12 protein-coding genes are annotated in these 26,342 nt (G+C 57.8%); 2 read left to right on the plus strand and 10 right to left on the minus strand.

Going from position 1 to position 26,342, the window contains the following annotated elements; genetic code table 11:
* The first annotated feature begins 31 nt into the window (after nucleotides 1–31).
* Both HUW35_RS09020 and cobO read left to right on the plus strand, forming a co-directional pair.
* Entirely contained in the window at nucleotides 32–1,906 is a 1,875-nt protein-coding gene (locus HUW35_RS09020) for a TonB-dependent siderophore receptor (protein WP_181255228.1), read from the plus strand.
* Nucleotides 1,907–2,069: 163 nt separating this feature from the next.
* Entirely contained in the window at nucleotides 2,070–2,690 is a 621-nt protein-coding gene (gene cobO, locus HUW35_RS09025) for a cob(I)yrinic acid a,c-diamide adenosyltransferase (RefSeq protein ID WP_181255229.1), read from the plus strand.
* A gap of 4 nt (nucleotides 2,691–2,694) precedes the next feature.
* Here cobO and HUW35_RS09030 read toward each other — a convergent pair whose 3' ends face one another.
* The 10 genes from HUW35_RS09030 to HUW35_RS09075 form a co-directional block, all read right to left on the minus strand.
* Complete coding sequence (locus HUW35_RS09030; protein ID WP_181255231.1) at nucleotides 2,695–3,072, minus strand: hypothetical protein; 378 nt, start codon at nucleotides 3,070–3,072, stop codon at nucleotides 2,695–2,697.
* Between the two features lie 2 nt (nucleotides 3,073–3,074).
* Nucleotides 3,075–4,046: a hypothetical protein gene (locus tag HUW35_RS09035; RefSeq protein ID WP_181255232.1), complete on the minus strand. Its 972-nt coding sequence runs from the start codon at nucleotides 4,044–4,046 to the stop codon at nucleotides 3,075–3,077.
* Between the two features lie 188 nt (nucleotides 4,047–4,234).
* A complete protein-coding gene (locus HUW35_RS09040) occupies nucleotides 4,235–6,499 on the minus strand; it encodes a TonB-dependent receptor (protein WP_181255234.1) in 2,265 nt (754 codons plus the stop codon).
* 420 nt (nucleotides 6,500–6,919) lie between these two features.
* On the minus strand, nucleotides 6,920–8,365 hold the full coding sequence (locus HUW35_RS09045; RefSeq protein ID WP_181255236.1) for a coniferyl aldehyde dehydrogenase: 1,446 nt from the start codon (nucleotides 8,363–8,365) through the stop codon (nucleotides 6,920–6,922).
* A 110-nt stretch (nucleotides 8,366–8,475) separates the two neighbouring features.
* Nucleotides 8,476–9,465: an AraC family transcriptional regulator gene (locus tag HUW35_RS09050; protein ID WP_255463604.1), complete on the minus strand. Its 990-nt coding sequence runs from the start codon at nucleotides 9,463–9,465 to the stop codon at nucleotides 8,476–8,478.
* 101 nt (nucleotides 9,466–9,566) lie between these two features.
* Nucleotides 9,567–20,072 (minus strand): DUF4347 domain-containing protein, encoded by a 10,506-nt coding sequence (locus tag HUW35_RS09055; RefSeq protein ID WP_181255240.1) that lies wholly within the window; start codon nucleotides 20,070–20,072, stop codon nucleotides 9,567–9,569.
* A gap of 79 nt (nucleotides 20,073–20,151) precedes the next feature.
* Nucleotides 20,152–22,434, minus strand: coding sequence for a biotin/lipoyl-binding protein (locus HUW35_RS09060; protein WP_181255242.1), 2,283 nt, complete (start codon nucleotides 22,432–22,434; stop codon nucleotides 20,152–20,154).
* 25 nt (nucleotides 22,435–22,459) lie between these two features.
* Nucleotides 22,460–23,791 (minus strand): efflux RND transporter periplasmic adaptor subunit, encoded by a 1,332-nt coding sequence (locus tag HUW35_RS09065; protein ID WP_181255243.1) that lies wholly within the window; start codon nucleotides 23,789–23,791, stop codon nucleotides 22,460–22,462.
* A complete protein-coding gene (locus HUW35_RS09070) occupies nucleotides 23,778–24,614 on the minus strand; it encodes an efflux RND transporter periplasmic adaptor subunit (RefSeq protein ID WP_181255245.1) in 837 nt (278 codons plus the stop codon). The genes HUW35_RS09065 and HUW35_RS09070 overlap by 14 nt, the downstream gene beginning before the upstream one ends.
* Before the next feature lie 74 nt (nucleotides 24,615–24,688).
* Nucleotides 24,689–26,269 carry a TolC family protein gene (locus HUW35_RS09075; protein WP_181255247.1) on the minus strand — a complete coding sequence of 527 codons (1,581 nt, stop codon included), beginning with the start codon at nucleotides 26,267–26,269 and terminating at the stop codon, nucleotides 24,689–24,691.
* Between the last annotated feature and the right edge of the window lie 73 nt (nucleotides 26,270–26,342).

Raw genomic sequence — 26,342 nt, forward strand, 5'->3', positions numbered from 1 at the left:
AATCGATCGAATTTTCGGATTGGGGAACACCATGAAAAAAAATCTGCTCGCCCGCGCCTGCGCGACTAGTGTCGTTCTGGCCGCGCCATCCGCCTTTGCGGAAAACAATTCAGCGACCGCTGGTCAGGACCTGGAACAGGTTACCGTCACCGCCAGCCGGGTCGAGATACCCAAGGCACAGTCTGCCGTGTCTGTTTCGGTACTGACCGCGGCGGATATTGAAAACCTTGGCTACGGCACCCTGCTGGATGTGGTCAAAACCCTGCCGGGTATTTCCGTCAGCAACACCGGTGGCCTGGGCAAGGTCAGTAACGTCTACGTACGCGGCGAATCCGGTTCCCGTACCCTGGTGCTGCTGGACGGCGTCAACGTTGCCGACCCCACCAATACCCAGGTCACCACCCAGTTCCAGCACCTGCTGGCCAGCGATATCGAGCGCATCGAAGTGCTCCGCGGCCCCCAGGGCATGATGTACGGCGCCGGTGCCGGCGGGGTGATCAATATCATCACCAAGCGCGCCAGCCAGGCCCTGGAACTGCAATTGAGCGGAGAAACCGGCCGTTACGACACCAATCGCACCCAAGCCGCACTGCGTGGTGAACTGGCGGGATGGAGCTACGCGCTGGACCTGAGTCAGCTGGAAAGTGATGGGTTCAATGCCCAGGTAGCCGACAGCACCGGCGAGCGCGACGGCTACGACAACCAGACTACCAGTGCCAAGCTTGGCTATGCCTTTAGCGAGAGTTTTTCCGTACAGGGACAGGTGCGGGAAGTCGATGCGGAAACCGAGTTTGATGGCTGCTTTGCCTTGAGCGACCCGTCCGATTGCCTGGATATCTATACCCAGACCACTTATCAACTGGGCGTAGACCTGAAAACCGGGGCCCTCGCCCATCAGTGGTCCCTGTCCAGGCAAAAGCTGGAGCGCGACAGTCTCGCTGAAGGTGTCAGCAGCTATTCGGTGGAAGGTAGTATCGAGGAACTGAACTATGTAGGTAGCGCCGACCTGGGTGCCGGCGGCCTTTCCTGGGGACTGGATCTGGACCAGCAGGAATTTGAATCGGCCTACAACGCCCAGTCCTTGGAGATTCTTGGGCTGTATGGCGAGTGGCGCGGCGATGTGGCGGACAGTGTTTACTACACCGTCGGTTTCCGTCGCGACAGCCTGGAGAGCGAGGATCACAACAGCTGGCGGGTTTCCGCCGCGATCCCGCAGCTGATTGGCGACAGCCAGCAAATCAAATACCGTGCCAGTGCCAGCACCGGATTCCGCGCGCCAAGCCCCTACGAAGTATCCACCAATGTGGTCAGCGAAGTAGACCCGGTAGGCCCGGAAACCAGCCGCGGTTATGAGCTGGGGGTGGAGTACCGCTATGCCGACCTGCTGCAGCTGGAGCTGGTTGCCTTCCAGCAAACCATTACCGACGCCATCGTGTACGTAAACGGCATTGGCACCGGCTGGGGCGCCTACGCCCAGGACGATGGCGAGAGTGACTCCGACGGGGTGGAACTCTCCCTGGCGGGCAATATCGGCGATGCCGGGCGCTGGTATGCCAACGGAACCTGGCTCGACAGCACCGACAGTGCCGGCGAGCAACGCCTGAACGTGGCGCAGCGGGTGTTTAATTTGGGTGTCAGCTATGCACTGCTGGGAGATCGCTTGACCCTGTCCGGAAACTGGCAGCAGGCCGATGACCGCCTGAGCCCGAATCCGGCCTGGGGCGGAAGCCCGCTGCCCCAGGATGCCTATAGCAAGCTGGACCTGAATGCGAAGTATTCATTCAGCAAACGTCTCGCCTTCACCCTGCGCGGTGAAAATGTGCTGGACGACGACTACACCGAAGTAGCCGGTTACTACACCGCCGGCGCCGCGGTATATGCGGGTGTGCAGTTCTCCCTGAACTGATTTACTCGAGTGTGCCGGGCCCCGTGCCCGGCACTTTTCGCTTCTCTATTCCACTCTCTATTCCACCCTGTATTCTTCTCTCCGTGAAGCGCGCAAGCGCGATCCCAATCCGGTTCACGGATTCCTGTTATCCTGTTTATTTCCAATTTCGGACGGCTTATTTATGACTGCGGAAAGTGACAAGCAGCAGCGCCACAAAAAGCGCATGCAGGCGCGCAAGGAAATCGTCGATAGCGGTATCGCCCAGGCGCTGGAAGAGCGCGGTATCGTCATCGTGTATACCGGCGATGGAAAAGGTAAAACCACTGCGGCGGTGGGCACCGTCACCCGTGCACTAGGGTATGGCTACAAGGTGGTGGTAGGGCAGTTCATCAAGGGGGTGTGGGAGTGCGGCGAGAAAAACCTGCTGAGCCAGCTCCCCACCGACCAGTACCCGCTGCAGTGGCACGAGATGGGCACCGACTTTACCTGGGAAACCCAGGACTTCGAGGCCGACAAAGCCGCAGCACTAGCTCTGTGGGAGAAGCTGAGAACGGCGCTCGCCGACGACAGCGTGTATCTGGTAGTGATGGACGAGCTGACCTATGCGCTGAATTACAAATGGCTGGATAAGACGGAAGTACTGGAAGCTATTCATAACCGCCCGGCCGAGCAGAGCGTAATTATTACCGGTCGCGGTGCCAAGCAGTATTTAACGGATGTTGCGGATACGGTGACTGAGATGAAGTCGCACAAGCATGCATTTGAGAATGGGGTTTCTGCACGGAAGGGGGTGGAGTGGTAATGAGCTATGAGCTGAATACCCCTATCTTGTCGAGAATGATAAGAGAAATTAGGCAGAAAGCAGAGCCCATAAACATCCAAAAAAATACAATGGCCAGCGCCCGGTCAAACCGGTTTGTATGCTTAGCAATTAGCTCTGAATTGGCGTGGAGAAATGCAAGTTGCCCTCTCTCCAGGACTTTATGGAATTTTCGTGGAGTTGCCAGCGCTTGAGCAACATTTAAAATATCCCATCCACTAGCAAACTCCAGTCCAAGTTTGTACTTGGTTTCGGGGTTTTTACGCAATTTGCGCACGGTTATTTGCCCGAAAAGGACATATAAAATAAGACTTAATAACATGACTACGACACAGCAGCCAAGAATCGCCGAAAATGTACTCATGTTTAGTTGAGAACCTCCATAATGCTGTCGTACCAAGTGTCCGCATGAGACTGAGTTAACTCACTCGCGGCCATCGACGTTGCAGCTGCCACACCTACAATAGCAATACCACCGACAATAATTCCGACCCATCCAATTGGGGTTACCGCAATTAAAACACCTAGTGCAGCCGCACCGACTTTTGCTGTCGCGATTCCCAAGCCGGCGCCTACTCCAAAACTAAGAGATTCCCTAAACAGATCTCGTTCCCAGTCACCGCCGGCTTGGTAGCTATTGTGTACTTTCCCTACCCGGGTGCCAAAGTCCACTACAGCAAGCCCATTACCAAGCAGCTTGGTGTATTGACTGAATCTAACCAGTTTGTGCGCCTCAATCTCACTGGTAAATTGAAGCTTCGCTGCATTGCGGCTGCTGCGCGCGATATTGGTACCGCGTTCTGCACTGGTCAGCGGGGTGCCGCGCCGTGAGCGTATATGGTCTGTCACGGCATTCAGCTCGGCACGAAACTGCAGCTGCATGCGCTGAAAAGCGCGGTGCGCCAGTTGTTTGAACTGGCCATGGTTGCCCGCTTTATTCAGCTTCGCATCCCGATAGGCAAGCAGTGCTACCTGGTACTCCTTAACCGATTTTGCAAAGCCATTGATTCGCTCGCCGTAGACACTGGTGGAGGCGCCAGTCAGAGCGATATTGTAGTCCTTGAGCTGCTCCATCATAGCAGCAATGGCCAGGGTGTTGTCTTCACCGAAAGTCAGTGACATCTCGGTTATGGGGCGGGCGACCTGTGACGGAGCGAGAAGGGCCTGGATGCGTTTTCCCTGTGCACTGTTGTGACCATTCAGCAGGTAAGGCGTATTGGCCCGCGCGAATTTCGGGGTCGGGCAGTGGAGTGCGGAAAGTTGCTGTAAGTTTAAATTGCAGGCTTGCTGGATGTCGGGGGAAGTCAGCTCCCGATTACAGAGGAGGAGAGTGCTCATTTTCAGGTCCTTTTGAAAATGCAGGTATTTCTTGTGGCCGAGAAATACTAAAGGATCTGATGGGGAATTACAGAATTTTTAGAGGAATGGGCGTACCAGTTTTAGCTAACAAAAAACGCCTGAAAACAGGCGTTTTTTGCAAGGTTTAAGCTTGATAACTCCAGCTCGGAGGGCTTGTAAATTGGAAGTTACATCTTCCAGTTAAACCGCAGCCCGGCCGTGCGCGGCTGGCCCCACACACCGTATCCCCAGTCGGAACCCAGAGTGTTCTGGTAGGTGAAGTATTCCTCGTTGGCCAGGTTTCTGGCGAAGGCCTCGACGCTGTAGGTGTCCGTCGGTGAGTGCCAGGCGACCTTGGCGTTGGCGAGACCGTAGGCGCTCTGTTTGGAGTAGGGGTCGTTTTCCACCTGCAGGTAGTGGTCGTCCTGCCAGGCGTAATCCCCCTGGAAAACCAGTTCACCGTTGTCGCCCAGGCTCTGGTAGTAACGCGCTACCAGGTTGTAGGTAAAAGCGGGGGCGGAGGGCAGTTCATTGCCATCCAGGGTGTAAGCGTCTCCCGCTACGAAAAACAATTGCTCCGAATCAAATTCGGTATTGAGCCAGCCGGCGCCGGTGATGACTTCAAAGTTTTCGGTAATCGGCGCGGTCAGTTCCACTTCGGCACCGGTACCAGTTACGTCGCCGGCATTGGTGATCACACTGCCATCGGCCACGGTGAGAAATACCTGGGCCTGATAGTCATCCACTTTGTAGTGAAAGGCCGCCATATTCAGTCGGTAGACTTCTGCCAGGGTGGTTTTAAGGCCGAGTTCGAAGTTATCGATATTCTCTGCGCCCACCGGCTTGGTGGCCTCAAGGGAAGAGTTGTAACTGCCGGAGAAACCGCCGCTTTTAAAACCGGTGGAATAGCTCGCGTAGGCCAGTGTTCCGGCACTGGGACGCCAGTCCAGGCCGATACGGCCGGTGGTAGCGTTGTCGCTCAGGTCGCCGGTGGTATCGATCTCATCGTAAAAACTGGGTCCGGCATCCTGGGTAAAGTCGCGCTCCTCTTCCGTATAGCGCAGGCCGCTGACCAGGGTAAGAGTTTGCGAGAGGTCGTATTCCAGCTGGCCAAACAGTGCCCAGGATTCACTATCCAGGGTCACGATTTCCCGGTGCCATAGACCCAGTTCTGCCCAGTCTGCGGTGGTGGGGGCCTCGGTCACCAGACCGCGGTCATCCTTGTAGTAGTAAAACCCGGTTACCCAGTTACTTTTTTCGGTGTTGCCGTTCAGGCGTATTTCCTGGGTGTATTGCTCTGCATCCACCCCGTACTGTTCATCGAAATAAACCACTGCGGTGCCGTCGCCGTCATCCTGCAGGAATTTATCCAGTTCTTCGTAGGCGGTGATGGAGGTCAGGGAGAAATTTTCGAAATCCCAGGTAAGTGTCGCGGAAGAGCCAAAGGTATCGATCTCGGTGCCGAGGCCGCCCTTCGCGCCGGATGCCACATATTCCGGACCATAACTGCCCCCCGAGGCTTCGATACCGGTCATATCAAATGATGCACTGGTGCAGCGCCCGGCTTGAATGGCACCGATGGAACACTTGTTAGCGTCCCCGCTTGCTTCGTCCAGGTAGCCCATATGCGCAAAGCCCACGGATTGTTGGTCGGCACTGCTACCGTGCACGTTCAGGAGCAGGTTGGCATTGTCGGCAAGATCGAATTCCAGCTGGGTGCGATAACCGAAGCTGTCGGTATCATTGAGCTTTTCCCCGGTCACGGTGTTGGTCTGCCAGCCGTCGTTTTGTGTGGTCTTGACGGCGACGCGTCCGCGAACGCTGTCGCTGATCGGCCCGCTTATGGCACCCTCGAGAATACTCTCGGAGTAGGTGCCGATACTGGCGCTGGCACTGGCTTCAAATTCTTGGGTGGGTTTGCGTGAAACATAGTGCACCAGGCCGCCGGTGGTATTGCGTCCATACAGGGTACCCTGCGGGCCACGCAGGACTTCCACGCGCTCCAGGTCGAACAGTTGAATTGCGGAGCCTGCTGGATTGCCGCGGTAGACGTCGTCCACGTAGATGGATACCGGGGATTCCCAGGAGTCGGAGAAATTCACCAAACTGATACCGCGCAGGCTGACGGACGGGCTCGACGCTTCGCCGAAGATGGCGAAGAAGTTCATATTCGGTACCTGCTGGGTAATATCCAGACCTTCTTCAAAACCCATTTTATCGATCGCGTCCCCGGAAAAGGCACTGACGGCGACGGAGACGTCCTGCATGGACTGCTCGCGTTTTTGTGCGGTAACGGTGACTTCTTCCAGTACGGATTGCTGGGCGAGGACGGTGCTGGCACCGAGGGTGCCTGCAAGTGCGATGGCACTGACCAGCAGTTTGTGGCCGGGCAGATGGAGTCTGGTAGCTTTTGCGTCAGAATAGTGAAGCTTGCTGCGGTTTGGTGCAGACATATTTTTTCTCCTTGTGATCACGCGTGTTCCGTTGATATCCGAGCTGGATTGCGTGATGTAATAGCGGGCGTCATTGCCCGTGGTGCACAACGACGTTGCATCGTTGTGATTGAACTGGTGCTCTTGCAAAAGAGATCCAAGAAAAAAAGAGCGCCATAATGGCAAAGCTCTGGAATTACCCTACCAAAAGTTACAGTTTGATCGCAATTTTGTTTCTGGCTGGTGGGGTATGGATGCGGGGTTTGATGCGAAGGTAAAGTGCTGGGTATCTATTTTCGAAAGCGTCGGCGACAGGGATGTCGCCGACGCAGCGTACAGGGATGTCTTGAAGGGGGGCGCCTAGCTCGGTTTCGAAAATAGATACCCAGTGCTTTACCGCCACCGGGGGAATTTCTCGGTACCACTACAAATAAAGACCATTTATTTGGTCAAGCGAAGCATCAACTTCATCATTTTATCCGCGAGCTTGCCGTAAGGCGGCATCAACAGCTTCAGCGGATCCAGCGGACCCTGATAGAACACCGGACGCAGTTTGGAAAAGGTGATAAACCCTTCGTAACCGTGGTAGTGACCCATGCCACTCTCGCCCACGCCGCCGAATGGAATATCGTGCTGTCCAACATGCAGCACCGCGTTGTTTACACTGACACCGCCAGACATGACATGCTCGATGTAATAATTTTGCAGATCCTTGTCTTTGGTAAACGGGTAGATCGCCAGCGGACGATCACCGCCGTTGATATAGGCGGCTACTTCTTCGCGGTTTTTGTAGGTCTTGATCGGCAATAGCGGGCCGAAGATTTCCCGCTGCATGACTTCCATGTCCTCACTCACATTGATCAGCAGGTGAGCGGGAAATTTTTTCAGCGGGTCGTCGCGCTGGCCCTGGCCGTCGGTAAGGTCGATGGCGGTAGCGCCCTTCTCGACCGCATCGTCCAGGGTCTGCCAGATTCGCTGGAACGAGCGCTCGTCAATGACCGAGGTGTAGTCCGGGTTCTGGATGTCCGGGTAGCGCTTTTTGAAGACTTTCCTGGCTTTTTCCACAAAGCCGTCGACCTTGTCCTCCGGTAGCAGCAGGTAATCCACCGTGGTGCAGATCTGTCCGGCATTGAACAGCTTCCAGAACAGTACGCGTTCCACGGCAGTGTCCGTATCGTAATCCGGGCCAACAATCGCCGGAGACTTGCCGCCGAGTTCCAGGGTGACCGGTGTCAGGTTGGCCGCCGCCGCGGCCATGACTTTACGCCCGGTGGTGCCAGAGCCGGTAAAAATGAGGTGGTCGAATTTGAGCTTGGAAAACTCGATACCCACACCGCCAGTCTCTTCGAGAAATACCAGCTTGTCTGCGGGAAAATAGTCGCCACTGATGCGCTGTAGCAGCGCGGTGAGTTTGCGCGAGTTTTCCGACATCTTCACCATCGCGCGGTTGCCGGCGGCAAAGATGTTGATCAGAGGGCCGAAGGACAGATTGACCGGGAAATTCCACGGCACGATCACGCCCACCACGCCGAGCGGCTGCGGAATCACCTTATTGGACGAGGTGGGGAAGGCGGTGATGTCTATATGGCGGCGCTGGGGCTTCATCCACTTTTTGAGATTCTTGATGGTGCCCTTGATCCCGTCCAGTGAGGGGAAGATTTCCGCAAACAGGGTTTCGTGGTGAGAGCGGTTGCCGTAGTCGGCACTGACCGCCTGCACTATCTCGTCCTGGTGGTCACGAATCATCTGCGCGAGGGATTTCAGGTCTCTGACCCGCTGCTGGTAGTCCGGCGCGGGGTCGGCGAGGTAGGCCTGGCGCTGTTGTGCCAGCAGGTTTTCCAGGACGGCGGCCTGGGCGTTATCGCTGTTCAGTGTCTGGGTATTCATGATCGCTCCGCAGCGTGGTATCCGGGATCTAATGGTTGTTGTTCCCAGAATACGCAATTCCGACCCGCAAGAGTTGACCGATCGCGCAATTTACCACGCTGGCGATCGGTTCAGCCTGGGTGCTGGCGCAGCCAGGATCTGGGGCTGGCACCCATGATGCGCTTGAACGCGCGGGTGAGGGCGCTGAGCTGACTGTAGCCCACCAGCTCGGCGATTTCCGTGAGGGACAGGTTGCCCTCGAGTAAGTAAGTACACACCTGCTCCACCCGCGTGCGATCCAAAAGTTGCTGGAAACTGGTGCCCTGCTGGCGCAGACGCGCTTGCAGGGTGCGCGGAGCCATGTTCACGCTGTCAGCCACTTTCTCCAGGGTTACCGGTCCGCGGGGCAGGAGGTTGGTGATGGTCCACAGGAGTTGCTCCTGAAAATTGTCCAGCTGCTTTTTCTTCAGGAAACGGTCGATCAGGCCGCGCATTTCCGGGTTGGCGCCGGCTACGGGGCGTTGCAGCAGGTCGCGGGAAAAGGCAATACCGTTATGTTGCTGGTTAAACTTGATCGGGCACTGGAACAGCTCCCGGTATGGCGCCAGCCCTGGGGGCGCTTCTCCGCAGAGATAAACCGTGTGCAGTGGTACCGGCTCGGCGAGCAGGAAACAGACCATATTGAAGCCACTGGCCACCAGGTTGTCACTGTGCTGGCGGGAGTGGGCGGAGGGGCCGTCGAACTCGTACCGGGAGCACAGATACGCGGTGTGGCCGGACTCCTCCAGCCAGACTTTCAGCCCCTGGGCCGTCTGGCCGATAGAGGAGGTCACGGTATCCATGGCATCGCGCAGGGTCGGACTCTGCTGAAGCAGCAACCCGACGGTACCCAACGCGGCAATATTTTGCTGCTGCTGCGCCAGCCTGAGCCCAAAGTGCTGACAACCACTCAGTTGCGCGCCCAGCTCCAGCAGCTCCACCTTGGTTTCCATCGGAATCATCAGGTCCGGGCGGTCCAGATAATCCGCGGGCAGGGAGAGTCGCTGCAGCAATGCGTCGACATCAACACCAAAGCTGCTGAGCAGGGTTTTGTAGCCGGTGAGTGCGCTGGCGCGAACCATCGGGAGCAAGGGGCATCCTCTCGAACATCTGATCTCCAGGCATGATACCCAACCTGCCCCCCAAGTTACGATACGAAGGCGCGCTACTCTGCACAGTGCTGCTAGTTCGCCTGTCCCTGTCGGGCCTCCTCCGCACTCAGTTCTGCCAGTGCCACCAGCAGTGGCGATACGCGGGACTCGTCTATTTCCCGGGAGATTTCATCCAGCTGCTGCTGCAGCTGGCTGCGCTCCGGTGAAAGATTGAGTGGCTCGCCGGAAGGCGGCGAGGACTGTAGTGGTGACGGCAGTGGCTCGGCCTCCGGCGCCCATCCCGGCGCGCCGGCGGGCAGTTCCGGACTCGCCGCCGGGCGTTCGAAGTCTCCGAACAGGGAGTTTGCACGGTAGCGACCGGTGTCTTCATCCAGCTCCAGCGGGCTGGACTTCTCACCGTCGTTGTCGTCACTGGTATCGATGCTGAGATCGTTGCTGAAAACCCGCGACCAGTCGTTGGGATAATAGCGGCCATCCACCGGACCGAATGCCGGGTCGTAGTGGTCGCCGCTGCGACCGCCCTGGAGGTTCGCCGAAATGTCCCGTGTCTCATTGGAGATCAGGCGGCCGTGTAACTCCGGCGCCATCCGCTCCCATTCTCGCGGTGGATAGATGTAGTCCCCGTGCAGCTGCGAGAGCGTAATGTTATCGACGTTGGTGTCGTTTCTAATCTCAATTTCATCGGCGTCAGTATTGTCCTCGGTATTTTGATCGGGGCCATTGCCACCGTCGTCGGTAATGAAGGCGGTGTTGTCGATCTGCTGCACCGTGGCGGCCAGCGGGTAGTCAATGATGACCGCGAAGGTGATGGTGGCTTCCTCTCCCGGTGCCAAGGTGCCGACATCGAACGTGAGGGTATCGCCGTTCTGTACCCAGCCCGGTGTTGAGTTGGCGGCATCGAAGCTGGTGTTGGGGGGTAGGGTTTCGGTAATGACCACACCGTTTGAGGTGGCCGTACCGCGGTTACCATAGGTCAGGGTGTAGACAATGGTATCCGTGGGTTCAGGTACGGGACCGTCGTATTCCTTGTCGATAAACAAATCGACGTACTGGATTTCCAGGGTTTCATCGTCGCGGTTATTTTCCGGTGTCGGGTCCTCGCCATTGTTGCCATCATCTTCCACCACCACAGAATTGATCTGGGGCGGAATATTGGTGGGTACCGCTTCGTTGACCACCGCTTTCAGGCTCAGGGTGATGGAATCACCCGCGGCCAGATCGCCGATGTTCCAGGTCACGGTACCAGTGGCGAGATCAATAACGCCGCCATCACTGGCAACGAAGGAATTGAACAGGCTGGTGTCCGGCAGGGTATCGGTAACCACGACGCCGGTGCCATCCTGATTGCCCTCATTGGATACCTGGATGGTCCACTCGATGGGGTCTCCCGGGTTGGCCGGGTCATCGAAGTTTTCGATTTTGTCGATGACGTAGTCTGGAGCCGCATTGACGATGACTGATGGATCGTCTCGATCGGTCGACGTGTTATTTGATTCGTTTTGGTCCGGGCCGCTGCTGCCATCATCGTCTATGACGGCAATATTCGTGAAAGCCTCAACGCCGGATGGTATTGGATTGTCGATTATGACCGCAAACTGTACGGATCCCTCTTCTCCGGGCCCTACATCACCAATATCAATCACGTATTCATCGCCCACCAGTGTCCAACCCGGCGTGGAGTTTGCTGCATCGAATGTAGTGTTTTCCGGGAGACTCTCACTTATGGTTGCACCGGTAGCGGTCTCTGTTCCCAAGTTGGTGTAACGCAAAGTGTAAGTAACCAGTTCACCCGGCTGGGCCACGCCATCCTCATCATTGATAGATTTTCTAATCGCAAGATCGACAAACGTGATATCCAGTGGTTCCGCGTCGACATTGTTTTCTGGGGTGGGATCTGGGCCGTTGGTTCCATCGTCAGTAACCTCGACACTATTGATCTGAGGGGGGAAGTTGGCTGGGATGCGATCGGCCACCACTGCAGTCAGCGTTACAGTAGCACTTTCGCCAACGGCAAGGTCGCCAATATCCCAGGTTACCGTACCTGGAACCAGGGTAATGACACCGCCATCACTGGCGCTGAACTCGGAAAATAAAATGACGCTGGGAAGGTCGTCGGTGATCACTACACCGGTGCCATCCTGGTTGCCCTCATTGGTGATCGTGATGGTCCACTGGATGGTGTCACCGGGGTGCGCCGGATCGTCGAAGTTCTCGATCTTGTCGATCACATAGTCCGGTCGACCGTCGATTGGAGTAACCTCGTCGTCTTCATTGTCTACGAGGTTCTGGTCGGGGCCGGTATTGCCATCGTCTTCGATGGTGGTGGTGTTACTGGTCTCCTCGACGCCGGTGGGAATCGGCTCATCAATGATTACCGCAAATTCCACACTGCCGGTTTCTCCCGCGGCGAGGGTGTTGAGCTCGAGCGTGAAAGTGCCATCCCCTTGATCCACCCAGCGCGGGTCGGAATTGGCGGCATCGAAGGTCGCGTATTCCGGCAGGGACTCGGTGATTACCACACCGCTGGCATCGGCGGTCCCGTTGTTGGCGTAATTCAGTGTGTAGACCAGGGTATCGCCGGGCTCGACGGTAATGCCGCCGTCGTCCTTGTCGATGGCGAGATCCACATAGGTGATATCGAGATCTTCACTGTCGGTGTTGTTGTCCGGGGTCGGGTCTGCTCCGTTGGTGCCGTCATCGTCCACCGTTACCGTATTGGTCTGGGTGGGGATATTGGTGGGCACGGAATCCGCTACCACCGCGGTGAGGGTGAAGGTCACCGAATCCCCGGCAGCGAGGTCGCCGATGTCCCAGGTTACGGTGCCGGCATCGAGATCAATCACACCGCCGTCGCTGGCGGTGAAGTCGCTGAACAGGCTCGTATCTGGCAGCTGATCGGTTACCACCACACCAGTACCGTCCTGATTGCCCTGGTTACTGACCTCGATGGTCCACTCGATGGTATCGCCGGGATTGGCTGGGTCATCGAAGTTCTCGATTTTGTCGATCACATAATCGGGCTGGGCATCAATCGGGGTATTGTCATCATCAGTGTTGTTGTCAATATTCTGGTCCGGCCCGCGGCCGTCATCATAGGAAATCTCGGTACTGTTCAGTATTTCCTCGACACCCGCAGGCAGCGGCTCGTCGACGATCACCGCAAAGTCCACGGTACCGGTTGCTCCCGGATCCAGAGTGCCGAGGTCAAATGTCAGAGTGCCATCACCGTTATCCACCCAGCCAGCGGTGGAATTCGCTGCATCAAAAGTGGCGTATTCCGGCAGTGTCTCGGTGATGACCACATTGTCTGCCAGTGCGGTGCCGAGGTTATTGTACGTCAGGGTGTAAACAACGGTGCCACCGGGCGTGGTACTGATACCGCCGTCGTCTTTGGTGATGGATAGATCCACTTCGGTAATGTCGAAGGGTTCGCTGTCGACATTATTTTCCGGAGTCGGGTCGGGGCCGTTGGTGCCATCGTCGGTGACTTCCGCCGCATTGGTCTGCAGCGGAATCCGCGGCGGTACCTCATCTGCCACGACGCCGGTAAGCGTGACCGTGACGGTTTCACCGACGGCGAGATCACCGATATCCCACACCACGGTTCCCGCATCGGTATCCACGACACCGCCATCGCTGGCGGTATACCCGGAAACAAAGGGCGTGGATGGCAGCTGGTCGGTAATGGTCACACCGGTACCGTCCTGGTTGCCCTCATTGGTGATGGTGATGCTCCAGCTGATGGTTTCACCCGGGAAGGCGGGGTCATCAAACTCCTCGACTTTATCGATCACATAATCCGGTGCGGCGATCAGCGGAGTCACGTCCTCGTCGGTGTTGTCCTCCGGCGTCGGGTCGGTGCCATTGGTTTCGTCGCCGTCGATGGAGACGGTATTGTTCGTCTCCTCCACACCGGCGGGTAGTGGATCGATCACGGTAACGATCAGTTCCACCGAACCGGTTTCACCGGCGACCAGATCACCGACATTAAATGTCAGAGTGTCACCATTCAGGGTCCAGCCCGGATTATCGGCCGGGTCGAAGGTAACGTACTCCGGCAGGCTTTCGGTAATGACCACCCCGGTGGCATCGATGTTGCCATTGTTGCCGTAGTCGATGGTGTAGGTAATCTGGTCACCGGGCTCGGCGCTAATACCGCCATCGTCTTTGTCTACGAAAAGATCTACTGCCTCGATGGGGGCTGAGACCTCATCGCTATCGTCATACTCGCGCTCGATTGCGCTGTCGTCGCCGCCCTCCGGGGTGTCGAGGCTGGAGTATTCGCCCTCGACAATATTGGTGGTGGTCTCGCCGACGACGGCGGGGTCGCTGGTTACGCGATAATCCACGGTCACGGTGATGACAGTGGAGGGATCGATTTCACTGATTTCCAGTGACAGCAGGTTGGCCGTGGAGTTGTCGACGATGGTGGGCGAGCCGCCGATCACATCGATCTGCACATTTTCCACCCCCGACAGGAAGGGGGGCAGGGCATCCTCGACGGTGACATCGTAGGCGTGGCCGCCGCTGGCCGGGTCGAGCTGTATGGTGAACTGGAAGGTGGCAATACCGCCCAGTGTGAGGGGCGAGTCGCTCAGCAGTTGTTTATCGATATCCAGCAGGGGTTCGACCACGTCCACGGAGGCACTGTCGCTGATGCTGGCATCGGGCGTGCCATCGCCGTCCGTATCGTAATCCAGGGTCGCATCGTTGGTCAGTGTGGTGCCATCGACATTGCTGGGAATGTCCTCGACGCGCAGGCGATAGACAAAGGTGATGGTTTCATCGGTGGTGTTGTCGGTATCGGTGTTTTCCAGGGTGCCGAAATCGAAGCCGACGGTGTTGTTGGCCGGGTCGTCGATTGCCGTCACGCTGTCGGGGTCGAACTGGATGGCATCGGGGTCGCTGACGGTGACGCTCACCAGCTCGAGAAATTCGAAGCCCGGTCCGTAAACATCAGTAATGGTGCCGGTGATGGAGGCCTCGGGCAGGGTGACAGTGACCGAGAAGGTGGCAATCTCGCCAATGGTCGCCTCGGTATCGTCGTTGAGCGTATCGTTCTGGGAGGTGGATACCAAAGTTTTTTCAATTTCCGGTGCGTTCACCGAGATATCCACGCTGTCGTTGGTGGCGTAGTCATTCAGCGGGCCACCCGGTCCCTGCTCGCCGGTGCGCTCGCCATCGATATCGCCGTCGAGACTCGACCAGTCGATATCGGCGGTATTGGTAATCGTATCCCCTGCAATGGTGTCGATCAGTGTCCCGCTGACGGTGATGGTGACGGTGGTACCCGGGATGATGTCCAGTTCTGCCTGGGGGTCGATCGCCAGTTGGTTGGTCGCGGGGTCGAAGGTGAAAAAGCCGCTGACATCGGAGGTCGCACCGCCCAACTCCAGGGTTGCACTGATACTGACGTTATCCAGCTCCGCCGGAAGTTGGTCGGTAAAACTGATGTCGTAGGCGGTGGTGCTGCTGCCATCGTCGGGATTGGTAATGGTAATCGTGTAGCTGACCTGGTCGCCGTTGTCGCCGCTGGTGATATCGGCGGTCTTGTCGATGGTCAGTACCGGTTCGATCACGTCGACCGTAGTGGAGGCCTCGGAGGTACCTTCGTCGGTTATGAACTGGGCGTTGTTGGTCAGTTGTGTGCCGGCCTGGTTGGTCTCGACATTGGTGACGCGCACCGTATACACCACGGTGATCAGGTCGGCCACATTGTCGGTGCCTATGTTGGCCACGTTTGCCGTGCCGAAATCCAGAGTCGTGGTGCCGTCACCGTTGACGGTCACGGTGGGCGCGCCAAAACTGTCGGCCGGCGTGACGATCAGATCGTCGCCGATAATAACGCCGTCAAAGCTGACAAACTCCATCCCCACCGGCAGCGTGTCGAGGACTTGTGCGTTGAACACCACCCCTTCCGGGACTTCAAAGCTGGCCTGGTAGGTGACTTCCTCGCCAATCACCGCCTCGGTGAGGCCGTTGAACTCGTCTTCCACCGAGCTGCTAAGGATGCTTTTGCCCGCTTCTACACTGGCGACAGTGAACTGGAAACTGCCATCCGTCTCATAATCATTGAGCGCGCCGCCGGCGCCGTCCTCACCGGTGCGTTCGTTCGGGTCATCGCCGTCGATGCTTTCCCAGTCCACGATGGCGGTATTGATCACCTGGGAACCCAGCGTGACATCGCTGACCACATTGGCATCGATGACCAGAGTCAGGGTGTCGCCGAGCAGCAGGTCAAAACTGGCATCCGGGGCCATCTCGATGGTATTGCCGTTCACCACGAACAGGTTGGAGACATCGGTATCGAAGCCGTTGACCGTCAGGGTAGCGCTGGCCAGTGAGACGTTCTCCAATTCCGGCGGCAGGGTGTCGAAAAAGGTTGCATCGAACGCATCGGTATCGGAAAAACCGGTGTGGGAAATCACAATGGTGTACTGTACCGGATCGCCCGCATCAATCGGCTGGGTTGTGTTGGTGAGCGATTTGTCCACCTGCAAATCCGGCTCAATCACCGTGACGTTTGCCGCAGAATCCGTGTCATTGACCGTCGGGTTGTCGATCCCGTCCGCAGTGGAATCCCAGATAAACTGGGCGCGGTTGTTCAGCTGGTCCCCGCTCTGGTTGACCACATCATTTGCCACCAGTACCTCGTACGTGATGGTGATGACCTCATCAACAGTATTGTCGCGGTTGACGTTGTTCAGGTCGCCGAGATCAAAGATGACCTGCTGGCCGTTGGTGGACGTGCCGATGTCACTGCCACTCCAGGCTGCGCCGGAACCGTTCTGGATATCTCCGGATGATGAAGTGACATTGGTAATGCCGAGGAACACCAGCCCGTCGTCCAGGGTGTCGACGATGCTCGCCGACGGAGTAACACCCTCGGCAATAGTCAGGGTCAGGGTATAGGTAATGACCTCGCCAATGACGGCTTCATTGTCTGCGTTGTTGGGGCCATTGATGCTGGTGCCATCCAGCGTTTTGTCCACGGTGTTTTCACGCAGGGTTACCGTAGCGTCGTCCTGCCAGTTGATATTGGTGTTACCGTCGGTGTAGTCGTTGCCACCGTCGACGCCACCGTATTGCTCCAGTTGCGCGGTGTTCTCGATGATCTGCCCCGGCTGCACCGCATCGGTGGCAATCAGGTCATAGGTGATGATGATGATGTTGCTACCATCGGTAGTGGGGCCGGTATCCGGGTCGCGGCCCTCATTGAGGGCGCCTTCATCCGCAGACGGATCGTCCAGAGTAATGCCACCACTGAACAGGTCACCGGAAAAACTGACTGGCGTGCCGTCGCCGGTGAAAACCTGCAGGTTGACCCCACCCGGGGGAATTTCAAATCCATCCGGCAGGGTATCGCTGATCACCAGGTTGAACGCATCGGAGCCGCCAGTGTTTTCCAGGGTAATGGCAAAGCGAACGGTATCGCCGGCATCCACTTCACTGAGATTGGAGTCGATGGGCGAGGTGTCGAGTCCGTCACTGGTAATGTCGCCGGTCCAGGGGGCGCTGCCGTCGCCAGGAGTGCCGGCGGGGTCGAAGGTCACCGGGCCGGTGACGTTGGGATCGAATACACCGCTGCCGTCATCGGTGCCAATCACCCCTTTGGTGACATTGATCTCTGGCGAGGTCACTTCGATCTGGATATTGCCCGGCGGAAGCGTCACGCTCTCCTCGGTGCCGTCCACGGTGACTTGTGCCACATTGGTAAGAAACAACCCATCGGTAAAGGGTTCATCTTGTACCCGCACGGTAAACAGTAATTGGACATGCCCGCCCTGGGAATCGATCTGATCGATAGGGACAAAATTCCAGGTAATCGAATTGTTGGTGTCGTCGGCGGAAACTGTGACATTGAAACTTTCCAGGTAGCCGGGCGGGAAAGCATCAAAATCCGTGGCTGGCCCGAAACCCCAGAAATTTACGCCCGGAATGCTGGCGCCTTCTCCGGTATTGATGAAAGTGGGCGGAATGGCGTCGAATACCGGCGAGGGCAGGTAATCGGTGATGGTGACGCCGTTGTTATCGATGGTGCTCAGGTCGATATCAATGGCAAAGGTCACCGCCTCACCGACACTGATCTCACTCAGGTCGGCGGGGTCGGTACTGCCCTCCACCGCGTAGACACTTTTGCTGGACTCGGCTCCGGCAATCTGCACACTTTCACCACTGCCGTTTTCAACATTGCCGCCGTTGGCAGAGGTGGCAGTGCCGCTAACCGTAGACTGGTTGGTGATCACGTCGAAGTTATTTACTGGTTCGCCGGTGGCGAGATAGAACTCGCGAATGGTGGCCTCGTAGGTGATGGTGATAGTAGTGGTGCCCTGGGTGACATCGTCCGCGAACAGGTCGCCCACCAGACTGCCGTCGGCGCTGACACCCAGGTCGATCAGTTCCTGGGAAAGATTGATACTGATATCGGTGCTGCCGTCACCGGGATCATTTTCCAACACGGAGACGTTGCCTGCGCCCAGGGCATCCGGGCCGAAGGTGGTACCGTTGACGAAGAGCTCGAAGGTAAACGAATCCGGATCTATCTGAATGCCGTCCTGCATAGTGTCGGACAGCATCAGGTTGGCCAGTTCCATGTAATCGGAAACCTGCAGGGTCAATGTGTACTGCAGGCGATCGCCTGGCGTATTGCCGGCGGCGCCATTGTCCTCGATGACTATCACGCTTTTCTGCAGCGCGGTTGCGGTGGCGGTGATTACCTCATCGGCGCTATCGCTGATGCCGTCTCCTTGGTAATTGCCGGTAACACTGGCAGTGTTGCGCACCGCATCATTGGCGGCATCATTGATAACAATCGCATTGCCATTGGCATCGACGTCCGGCACATAGCCGGTGTAGGTAATAACGATGTCACCGCCGCCCTCGATACCGGTTATCGGATTGAGGAACTCAACGATCAGCTCGGCATCGTTGTTTGCGCCCTCCGGGGGCTCGGTGAGTATGTAGTCGACGCCCTCCTGCAGGGTGTTGCCGCCGGCATCGGTGACCGTGACATTGCCCGGCAGATAATAGAAATTATTTGGCACCTCCTCGCTGACGACCAGGTTTTCAATGGTCGACAGGTTGGCAATATCCACACTCACCTGCCAGGTGACCGGTTCGCTGGGGCCAGTGACCGTCTCGCCGTCATCGCCGATGGAGGCGTTGTCGCCGTCGCCATCCTGGGCCGTCTTGATCACATCGATGACGGTGGGAGTGACCGTGGTTTCGATCGGATTGGACAGGATGGGTGGGTCGACGTCCGGGTTGTTCAGCGGGTCATTGCCGAAGGCAAAACCGGGTCTCACCCAGATGGGAATAGGTACACCGACCATGGCGCCGGCAGCCTCGTTAAGCAGCGCCGAAATACTGAAATCAAATGAGGGCTGGTCCGGAGAGAAGGATCCGAACGGCAGCTGAATAGCGTACCAGGTCGAACCCTCCTGACCCGGGGGCAGGGGAATGAGCCCTGTCTGATTGAAATCGTAAGGGTGGTACAACACAGGGTTACCACCGCTATCTACCCATTGCCCGTTTTCATAGGTGTAGGTCTCAACATTTGCGCCGTTGAGGCCATTGACGCTTTCGATCTCCAGCCCAGGGCCGGCCACAACATCGATGAAGGGACCATAGCCGGTAGTATCACCGTCGTTGTCGAAGGAGAAACCGATATCCGTGGACTCGTTGATAAAGTCTTCGCTGGGTGCGTCGACGGTGGCCGAGGGCGTGGCCACCATCAGTCCCTCCCAGGTCCCCTGCAACAGCTGCGAAAACACGATGTCGGTTTCCACATTGCCCTGCTGTTGTTCCAGCTCCCAGTCGCCACCGCGCAGCGTACTGCCGGTGGCATCGTCCGAGGCCGCCACATCGGCGCCGGTGAGACTGGCCAGCTGCTGAATAAATTGCTCGCCGGTCAGGCTGTAACCGGTATTACATCCGTACAGCAGAATATCAGCTTCCGCACTAAGGTTGTCGCCCCAGCTCTGTAGCTGTGCGCTGTGGTCGCTGCCGTTGTCCCCGGCCAGCGATGCCAGGGACAACGCATCGCCGCCCACGTCAATGCCACCGGGGCCGCCGTGTGATATCAGGTGGATCGCGTCAAACGTTTGCCTGCTGTCCTGCAGGAAACCGGTGACCGTATCGAGGCCGTCGTCGATATCTAGCGCGAGTAAAGTGATGCTGCGCTCACCAATGGTCAGTTGCAGGGCATCGCCCGTTGTCGTCACATCCGAGGCCTGCTGGATCAGGTCGTCAACCAGTGCCTGGGCGTTAGTGAGCTGCAGGTCGATCACCACCAGTTCCGTTTTTTCGGTGGTGTCGCTTTCCTGTATTTCAGAGAACGGTTTTTTCACATCATCCTGTTCGCCATTCTGCTTGTCGCTGTTTAGCGCTGCAGTGGCATCGTCGCCCGCTGTATCGCCCGCAAGACCGCTGTCATTACTGGTGTGGCTCACATCGGCGGCAACAGAGGCATCCAGTAGCACCCGTTTTTCCAGGGTGCGGTGCAGGCTGGTCAGCCGTCGCCCCTGCTGGTTGATAGCTTGTGCCAGGGACGATCTGGAAAACTCGTTGAGTTCCATGGGATACCTCTTTCCTTGCGGTACATATTGGTCATCATCCGGATGACCAGAACATTAAAAATGTAATCAGCGTCGGGCGCTAAACGCCGCTTTCGCGAATCAAAACACCGGCAATACGCTCTATCAGCAACTGTCCCAGGCTGACCGGTTCACCGAACAGCACCAGGTGGCCAGTACGTTGTGCGGTAGTGGGTACTGTCTCTGTGCGCTCGCTGCGATGGACATCTTCTGCGGCAATATCGAACGTAATCAGGTGCAGTGCCTCGGCTGAGCGCTGCTTCTCCTCCGGCAGCGCCTGCAGCGGACCGCCGAAAGCCGACGCCAGGGCTGGATCCTGAATACGTCGGGAAGCGATCTGTTCGACAACTCGTACCCTGACCGGTACCGGCTGCCACTGCCCGCGTAAGAACAGATGTCCGCGATGCACTTCATTGGCTGGCGAAACTTTCAGGCGTGCAGCCTGCTGTGTTTCTGCATACGCGCGTCCGGTAATACTGCCGCGACCCGCGATGCTCAGGAATGGTTGGTTCAGATCCAGAAACTGTTGGGGATTCAGGCCGGGCAGTGTCCAATCCACGGTGCCAGAAATTTTGGCGAATACCTTTAATTGCTGCTGCTCGGTTTCCAGTGTGTGCAGCAGCTGCTGCTTGCTGAGCAGGTCCTGCAGATAGACCCCGTTGAGAGCATCGAGGCTTTCCGCAAAACCATCACTGCTCTGGCGACGCTTGAGCAGTGTCAACTCTGCCCGCGTGCGAGCAATACGGTACTCCAGCTCATCGTTGTGAAACTGGGCGATAACTTGCCCCGCTTTTACCGTGTCGCCGCGCTGTACCGATAGGGACTGCAGGGTGGCCGCCGCCGGCGCCATGGCTTTCTGTTCCTGCGCAAAATGTGTGGCGGCCGGCAGCTGCACCGGCCAAGGCAGGGGAATTAATAGTGTGGCGAGTAACAACCCAAGGAACACAAAAACGCCAGGCCGCAAAAGGCGGAGTGATTGCAGAAGAGTTTTGTAAGGGGGCGAAGCCTGGTCCGGGGGTTCACGCATGCTGCTGGCCTTTTCCGTCGGTGGGTTTGTACCCGCAGATTGCAACTGCCGCTGCTCCTTGATGTGCGCCAGGAAACTTGAGATTTCTCGACAGGCAGGGATGATCAGTAGCAGTCCGATGCACAACAGAAAAATGAGTGCGCCGGCCGCCTTGAACAGCAACTGGTACGCGGCATAGCTGATCAGCGTAAACACCATCAAGCGGTAGAGCAGACTGGCTGCGCCGAAAAGGATCAGCAGGTTCTGCCGGCGACCACCGGGCATTTTATGTGCGCGCAGCAGAAGCGACCACAACCAGTGGCGCAAGGTAGTATTGGCGGTGTGCTGCAGGTTTTTTTCGCCGGTGTAATCGCTCACCAGATAGTAGCCGTCAAACTTCATCAACGGATTGGCGTTGATCATCAGCGTGGTGAGCAGAGACGTAGTAAACATATAGAACATCAGCGCCCGCAGCGGGCCGTCGTCCAGCAGGCACCAGGCTATGGCGGCGATAATTCCCAGTGTCAGCTCAAAGGTGACACCGGCAGCGGAAATATGCAGGCGCGCGCGGCGCGGCAGGCGCCAGGCATCGGTGATTTCACTGAACATGATCGGCATCAGTGCAATCAGCCCGACGCCGACACTGTTGGCGCGGATACCATAGTGCCGCGCAACACTCGCATGGCCCAGTTCATGAGCCAGACTAAGTGCCAGGTAACACCCGAAAAATATCAGCGCACCCACCGGGTTCCAGCTGGCATTAAAGTAGGCGATGAATTCGGGCCAGTGCTGCCCCACCGAAAGCGCACAGAGCAGTGCGGCGATCAGCAAAACAGCATAAAACCACGGTTGGCCGGTGCAGCGGGCAAGGGGCAGCAGCAGCCGACTGCTCAGGTCGGGAACAAACAGTGGCCGGCGCCAGAACAGGTTCTGTTGAAGCCGCTGCAGCCGCTTCTGTGCCGGGCTGATCGCGGATTGCCTGGCGGACAACGTGTCGCTGTCGGTTTGCAGTAGTTCATTATCGGCCACAAAGCGGGCGATGGATTCCACCTGTCGCGGATCGATTGCGCATCCTTGTTGTTGCACGATCTCTGCAGCAACGTTTTCGGCACTGCCACAAGGCCACAGTCGCAGCACCAGCAACTCCAGCTCACCAAGTTCCAGATACTGGCCGCGCACCGGGTCGTACAGTAGCCAGGTGTCACTGTGTGTGCCGCTCTCGCTCTGACGGTGAAACTGCAGGTCGGTGCGCAGGGGGGGCCAGCAAGGCTGTGCTTGCTGCACAGGCTCGGTGGGTATCTGTGGCGCTGGCTGACTGACGAAACTCTGGCTGTGCACGTTGCTCGGTTACCTCTTGTGGGGGTTAAACCCCTATCCAGCGGCGGGCGGAGGCCAGTGGTCGGCGTAGCAGGTAATAAATCAACGGTACTCGCGTGCCATACACACGCGCGTGGCCGCGTGTATTGATACGCACCTGCGGTTGATCCTGCTGGATTCTTGCCAGTAATCGATAGCTCGCGGGCAGGTTCTCCCCTTCGCTGGTGAGCAGGCTGTGATAGTGCAGCTCGCCCTCGATGGGAGATAGCGGGTCAGATTCTGCGTAGAAAACGGTGTGTGCCTTTTTCGGAAGACTAATGGCATCGTTGGTGGGCAGGTCGATCTGTATCTGGCGTGCGCTGGGTTGCACTATCTCCATGACCTTTTCCCCCGCGCGGATCCGGCGCCCTATCCATTCCGCCGGATCGGTGTAAATCGCGACCCCGGTGGCCGGCGCCCTGACCCGGGTCTTATCCAGCTGGGCTTGCTGAAAATTCAGGTCCAGCGTTCGGATGGAAAGATCCGCTTCTGCCTCAGCCAGTTTGTGCCCGGCAGAGGTCTGCTGGAAATTGTATTGGCGTGTCATCCGCAGGCGCTCGGTGTAGAGCGTAATTTCCTGCTGTACGCGGTCAATTTCGGCGCTGACCTCGGCATCCTCCAGGGTGAACAATAACTGGCCGCTGTGGACGGAGGCGTTGGGCGGAATGTTGATCTCCCTGATCACGCCATCGATACGGGCGGACACAATTCGCGGCTCGATGGCGGCGAGGGTGGCGGGTGCGAGAACGCTCTGGCGCACGGGAATCAGGCTGATGGTCGCGATGACGGCGGCGGTGATCAGTGGCCGGCGGGCGAGAAATTTGCGGAAAGAAAAATGTTGGGTGCCCCTGAGCGCAAGCAATGACTGGCGCACTGCCGCGCCAAGTTCCCGCAGGACTTCCTGTTCCTGTTCGGATATGGGGCGCGCGCGCAGCAGGGCCAGGCAGCCCAGTGTGTCGCTATTAACGATGAGCGGTAGCAGTATCAGGTAGTGAATATTTGTCGCTTTAGTTGATTCTGCTAGTTCAGCGCCACGTTTGATTTCCACCTGCAGCGGAGACTGTTGCTGCGCTCGTTGAATATTGTTGAGTACGAGGCGCCGCCAGTTTTGTGCTTCGCTGCTGGTGGCGTCCACGCTACTGACATTGGAGGCGGCGGTGAGTTTTAGCCCCGCGCCTGAGAAGTACAGGCAGGCATCAAAGGTTAGGAGTTGCTGGCTGTCGGTGCAGGCGATACGTGCAATCTGCTCTTCGCTATTGGCCGTGCGCAGCTTTTTCTCCAGGGAGAGAAAACCGTTGAGCTTTTCCAGCAGCCTCGCGTCCACTTCAGTTGGCTCCATCTGTCTCGGTCAGGCTCGCAGCCTTGCGCGCGCGGTCTGCCAGCATATCCCCGGTGGTGTCATCCAGGGTGAAGTGGGCTTCGCCGCTCATGCCGGAAATCAGAAGCGTCGAGGAAAATTCTTCCGTGCGCTCCTCGAGTTTTCCGATGACGCGTACGGTGCGTGTGACCGGATCAACTACCGGAACGATTCGCTGCAGCGTGGCGCTGTAGTCGCGCCCGGTTTCGTTGATGGTGACCTTGAAGATAGTGCCTAGCGTAAGCTTATCGAGCCAGCCGGAGGGAATGATGGCTTCCACTTCCAGTCCCCGGTTGTCCACCAGCTCAAACAGCGGGGTGCCTACCTCTGCGCGCTGGTGTGGCTCTATCTGTCTGCTCACCACGAACCCGGCAAAGGGCGCGCGCACCTCACAGTAACTGTTGCGGTGGGCCAGTACCTTGTATTTGGCCGTTGCGTCAGCGAGCTGGGCCTCACTTTGCACCATTTCCAATTCGCTGATGTTGCCGCCCAGCTGGCGCAGGGAAATATTCGCATCCAGCTGCCGGCGGGCAAGGCTGCGCTGGGAGTCGGCACCCTGTAGCTCCGCTTTCAGCTCGGTGCAGTCGAAACGGGCAAGAAGGTCGCCTTGCTTGAAATGGTTACCGGCGCGCACGCGCACTTCGGTAATTCGAGTGGCCAGTTCGCTGGAGAGTTGCACTCGGCTGAGTGCATTCAGTTTGGCGGGCGCCGACTCGGTATCGGGTTGGTGCTGTGCCTGCGCTGCGCAGCTAACGAGTGCGGCGCTGACGAGTATCACCACGCGAGGAAAGACTGGAAATTGCATTGTCGCTACCACCCAAACATCGACCAGTTTTACAAAGATCCGCGGATAAAATTCCGCCCGGGATGGCCCGGTTATTACCAGTGCGCCGCAGCCTGTCCGTCTTCACGAATTTCCGCTTCACGCTTTTCGGCACCTTCCGGGTTGTAGCCACCGATGGGTAGCAGCTCCATGCTGGCACTCTGGGTGCGCATGTCTGCAACCTGCTGCTCGATGGCGTCCAGGGGCTGGCGGTAATCGATATAGAATTCGGGCTGGAAACCCACCGCGTTGCTCAGGCGCCCGTTGGCGCTGCGCCAGTCCGCATAACTCACATCCCTCCGTACACTGGACAGCAGCGACTGGGTCGCGGCGTGAATACTTTCCAGTTCGGTGCCCTGGCTGGACTGCCAACGGGCGCGGGACTGGTTCGCCATCTCCCGGTCCAGTTCTGCCATTTCCTCCGCGTAGCCGTGATTCAACTGGGCGCGTTTCACATGGCTGTAGGCCAGGTCGACCTGAGTCAGCACTGCCACGGTCAGTGCTGCGCGGCGCACATCGCCGAGGCGCTCGCTATCGCGCGCGTAACCGACCAGGTCTCTGCCGGCCACCACTGTGCCGAGCAGATCCCAGGTAAGGCGCAGGCTACTCTCGGCCCAGTCGTTGTAGAGCAGGTAGCTGTTGTCGTCGTAGAAATAGCCGGTACGCAGCTCCAGGCCCGGCAGTAATTGCAGGCAGGCTTTGCGGATTTCCGTGGCGGCGATGCGCTGGCGGTAATCCTCCTCCAGTAGCTCCGGCCGATTGCGCAGGCTGTATTGTTCGAGTTCCAGAATACTCATTTCCGCGAAGGGGCTGCGCAGCACATCGCTGGGTGCGGCACTGACGCTGAACTGGGTGCCGGGGGGGAGCCCCATCAGCGAGGCCAGCTCCATTTTGGCGTTGTGCATGTCGCCTTCCAGTGCGAGCAGCTGTTGCATCAGTTCCAGCAGGTCGCGGCGGTAGGAGAGGCTGGCCTCGGTCTGGCGCAGTCCGCGCTCGGCGCTCTGGCGGGATTTCTCCAGTGCGCGCCGGGTCTGCTCAATCAGTACCGGTAACTGGCTCTGCGCGCGTTGGGCGGCTGCAGCCATCCAGAAGGCGTACTCCACATCCATGATCACGTTGTGCATCAGCTTGCGCTGGCGCTCTACCGCGATCATCACACCGTCTGCTGCCTGTTTGGCAGAGAGATAGTTGATACCGAAGTCGAGCACATTCCAAGAAAGCTCGAGCCCGGCCGTGCTGTAGGTTTTATCCAGGGACGTGGACTGGGCCAGGGATTGGTTACCGTTCACATCCTCGCTGCTGGCGAAGTGCTGCTTGTTGCGGTGGTTGTAGCCGGCGCTGGCGGCGATTTCTGGCAGCATATCCCAGCGTGACAGGCTCAGATTGCGATTGGCAACCACCGCTTCCATCAATTTCAGGCGGTTGTCCATGTTGTAGGCGATGGCGCGGGCAATCGCCTCGTTGAGGTCGATAGGACCCGTCACCGGTTGCTGGTTGCCGAAAGCGGTTTGCCAGTCACTACTGGCGCGTTGATCCACGGTGGCGTCGTCGATCGCCGTGGGTTTGATGGAACAAGCCGACAGAGTCGCCAGAGTCAGGCCGAAGGCCGTCACCGTGGCAAGGGGAGCCAAGCGCATATCTCTTTGTCCTTAGCGTACTTATTGACTTCTGAGTGCACGGTACCGCTGCGCCTTCACAATTTAGTACAGC

It is taken from the genome of Microbulbifer sp. YPW1, from assembly GCF_013367775.1.
In the GTDB taxonomy this organism is placed as follows: domain Bacteria; phylum Pseudomonadota; class Gammaproteobacteria; order Pseudomonadales; family Cellvibrionaceae; genus Microbulbifer.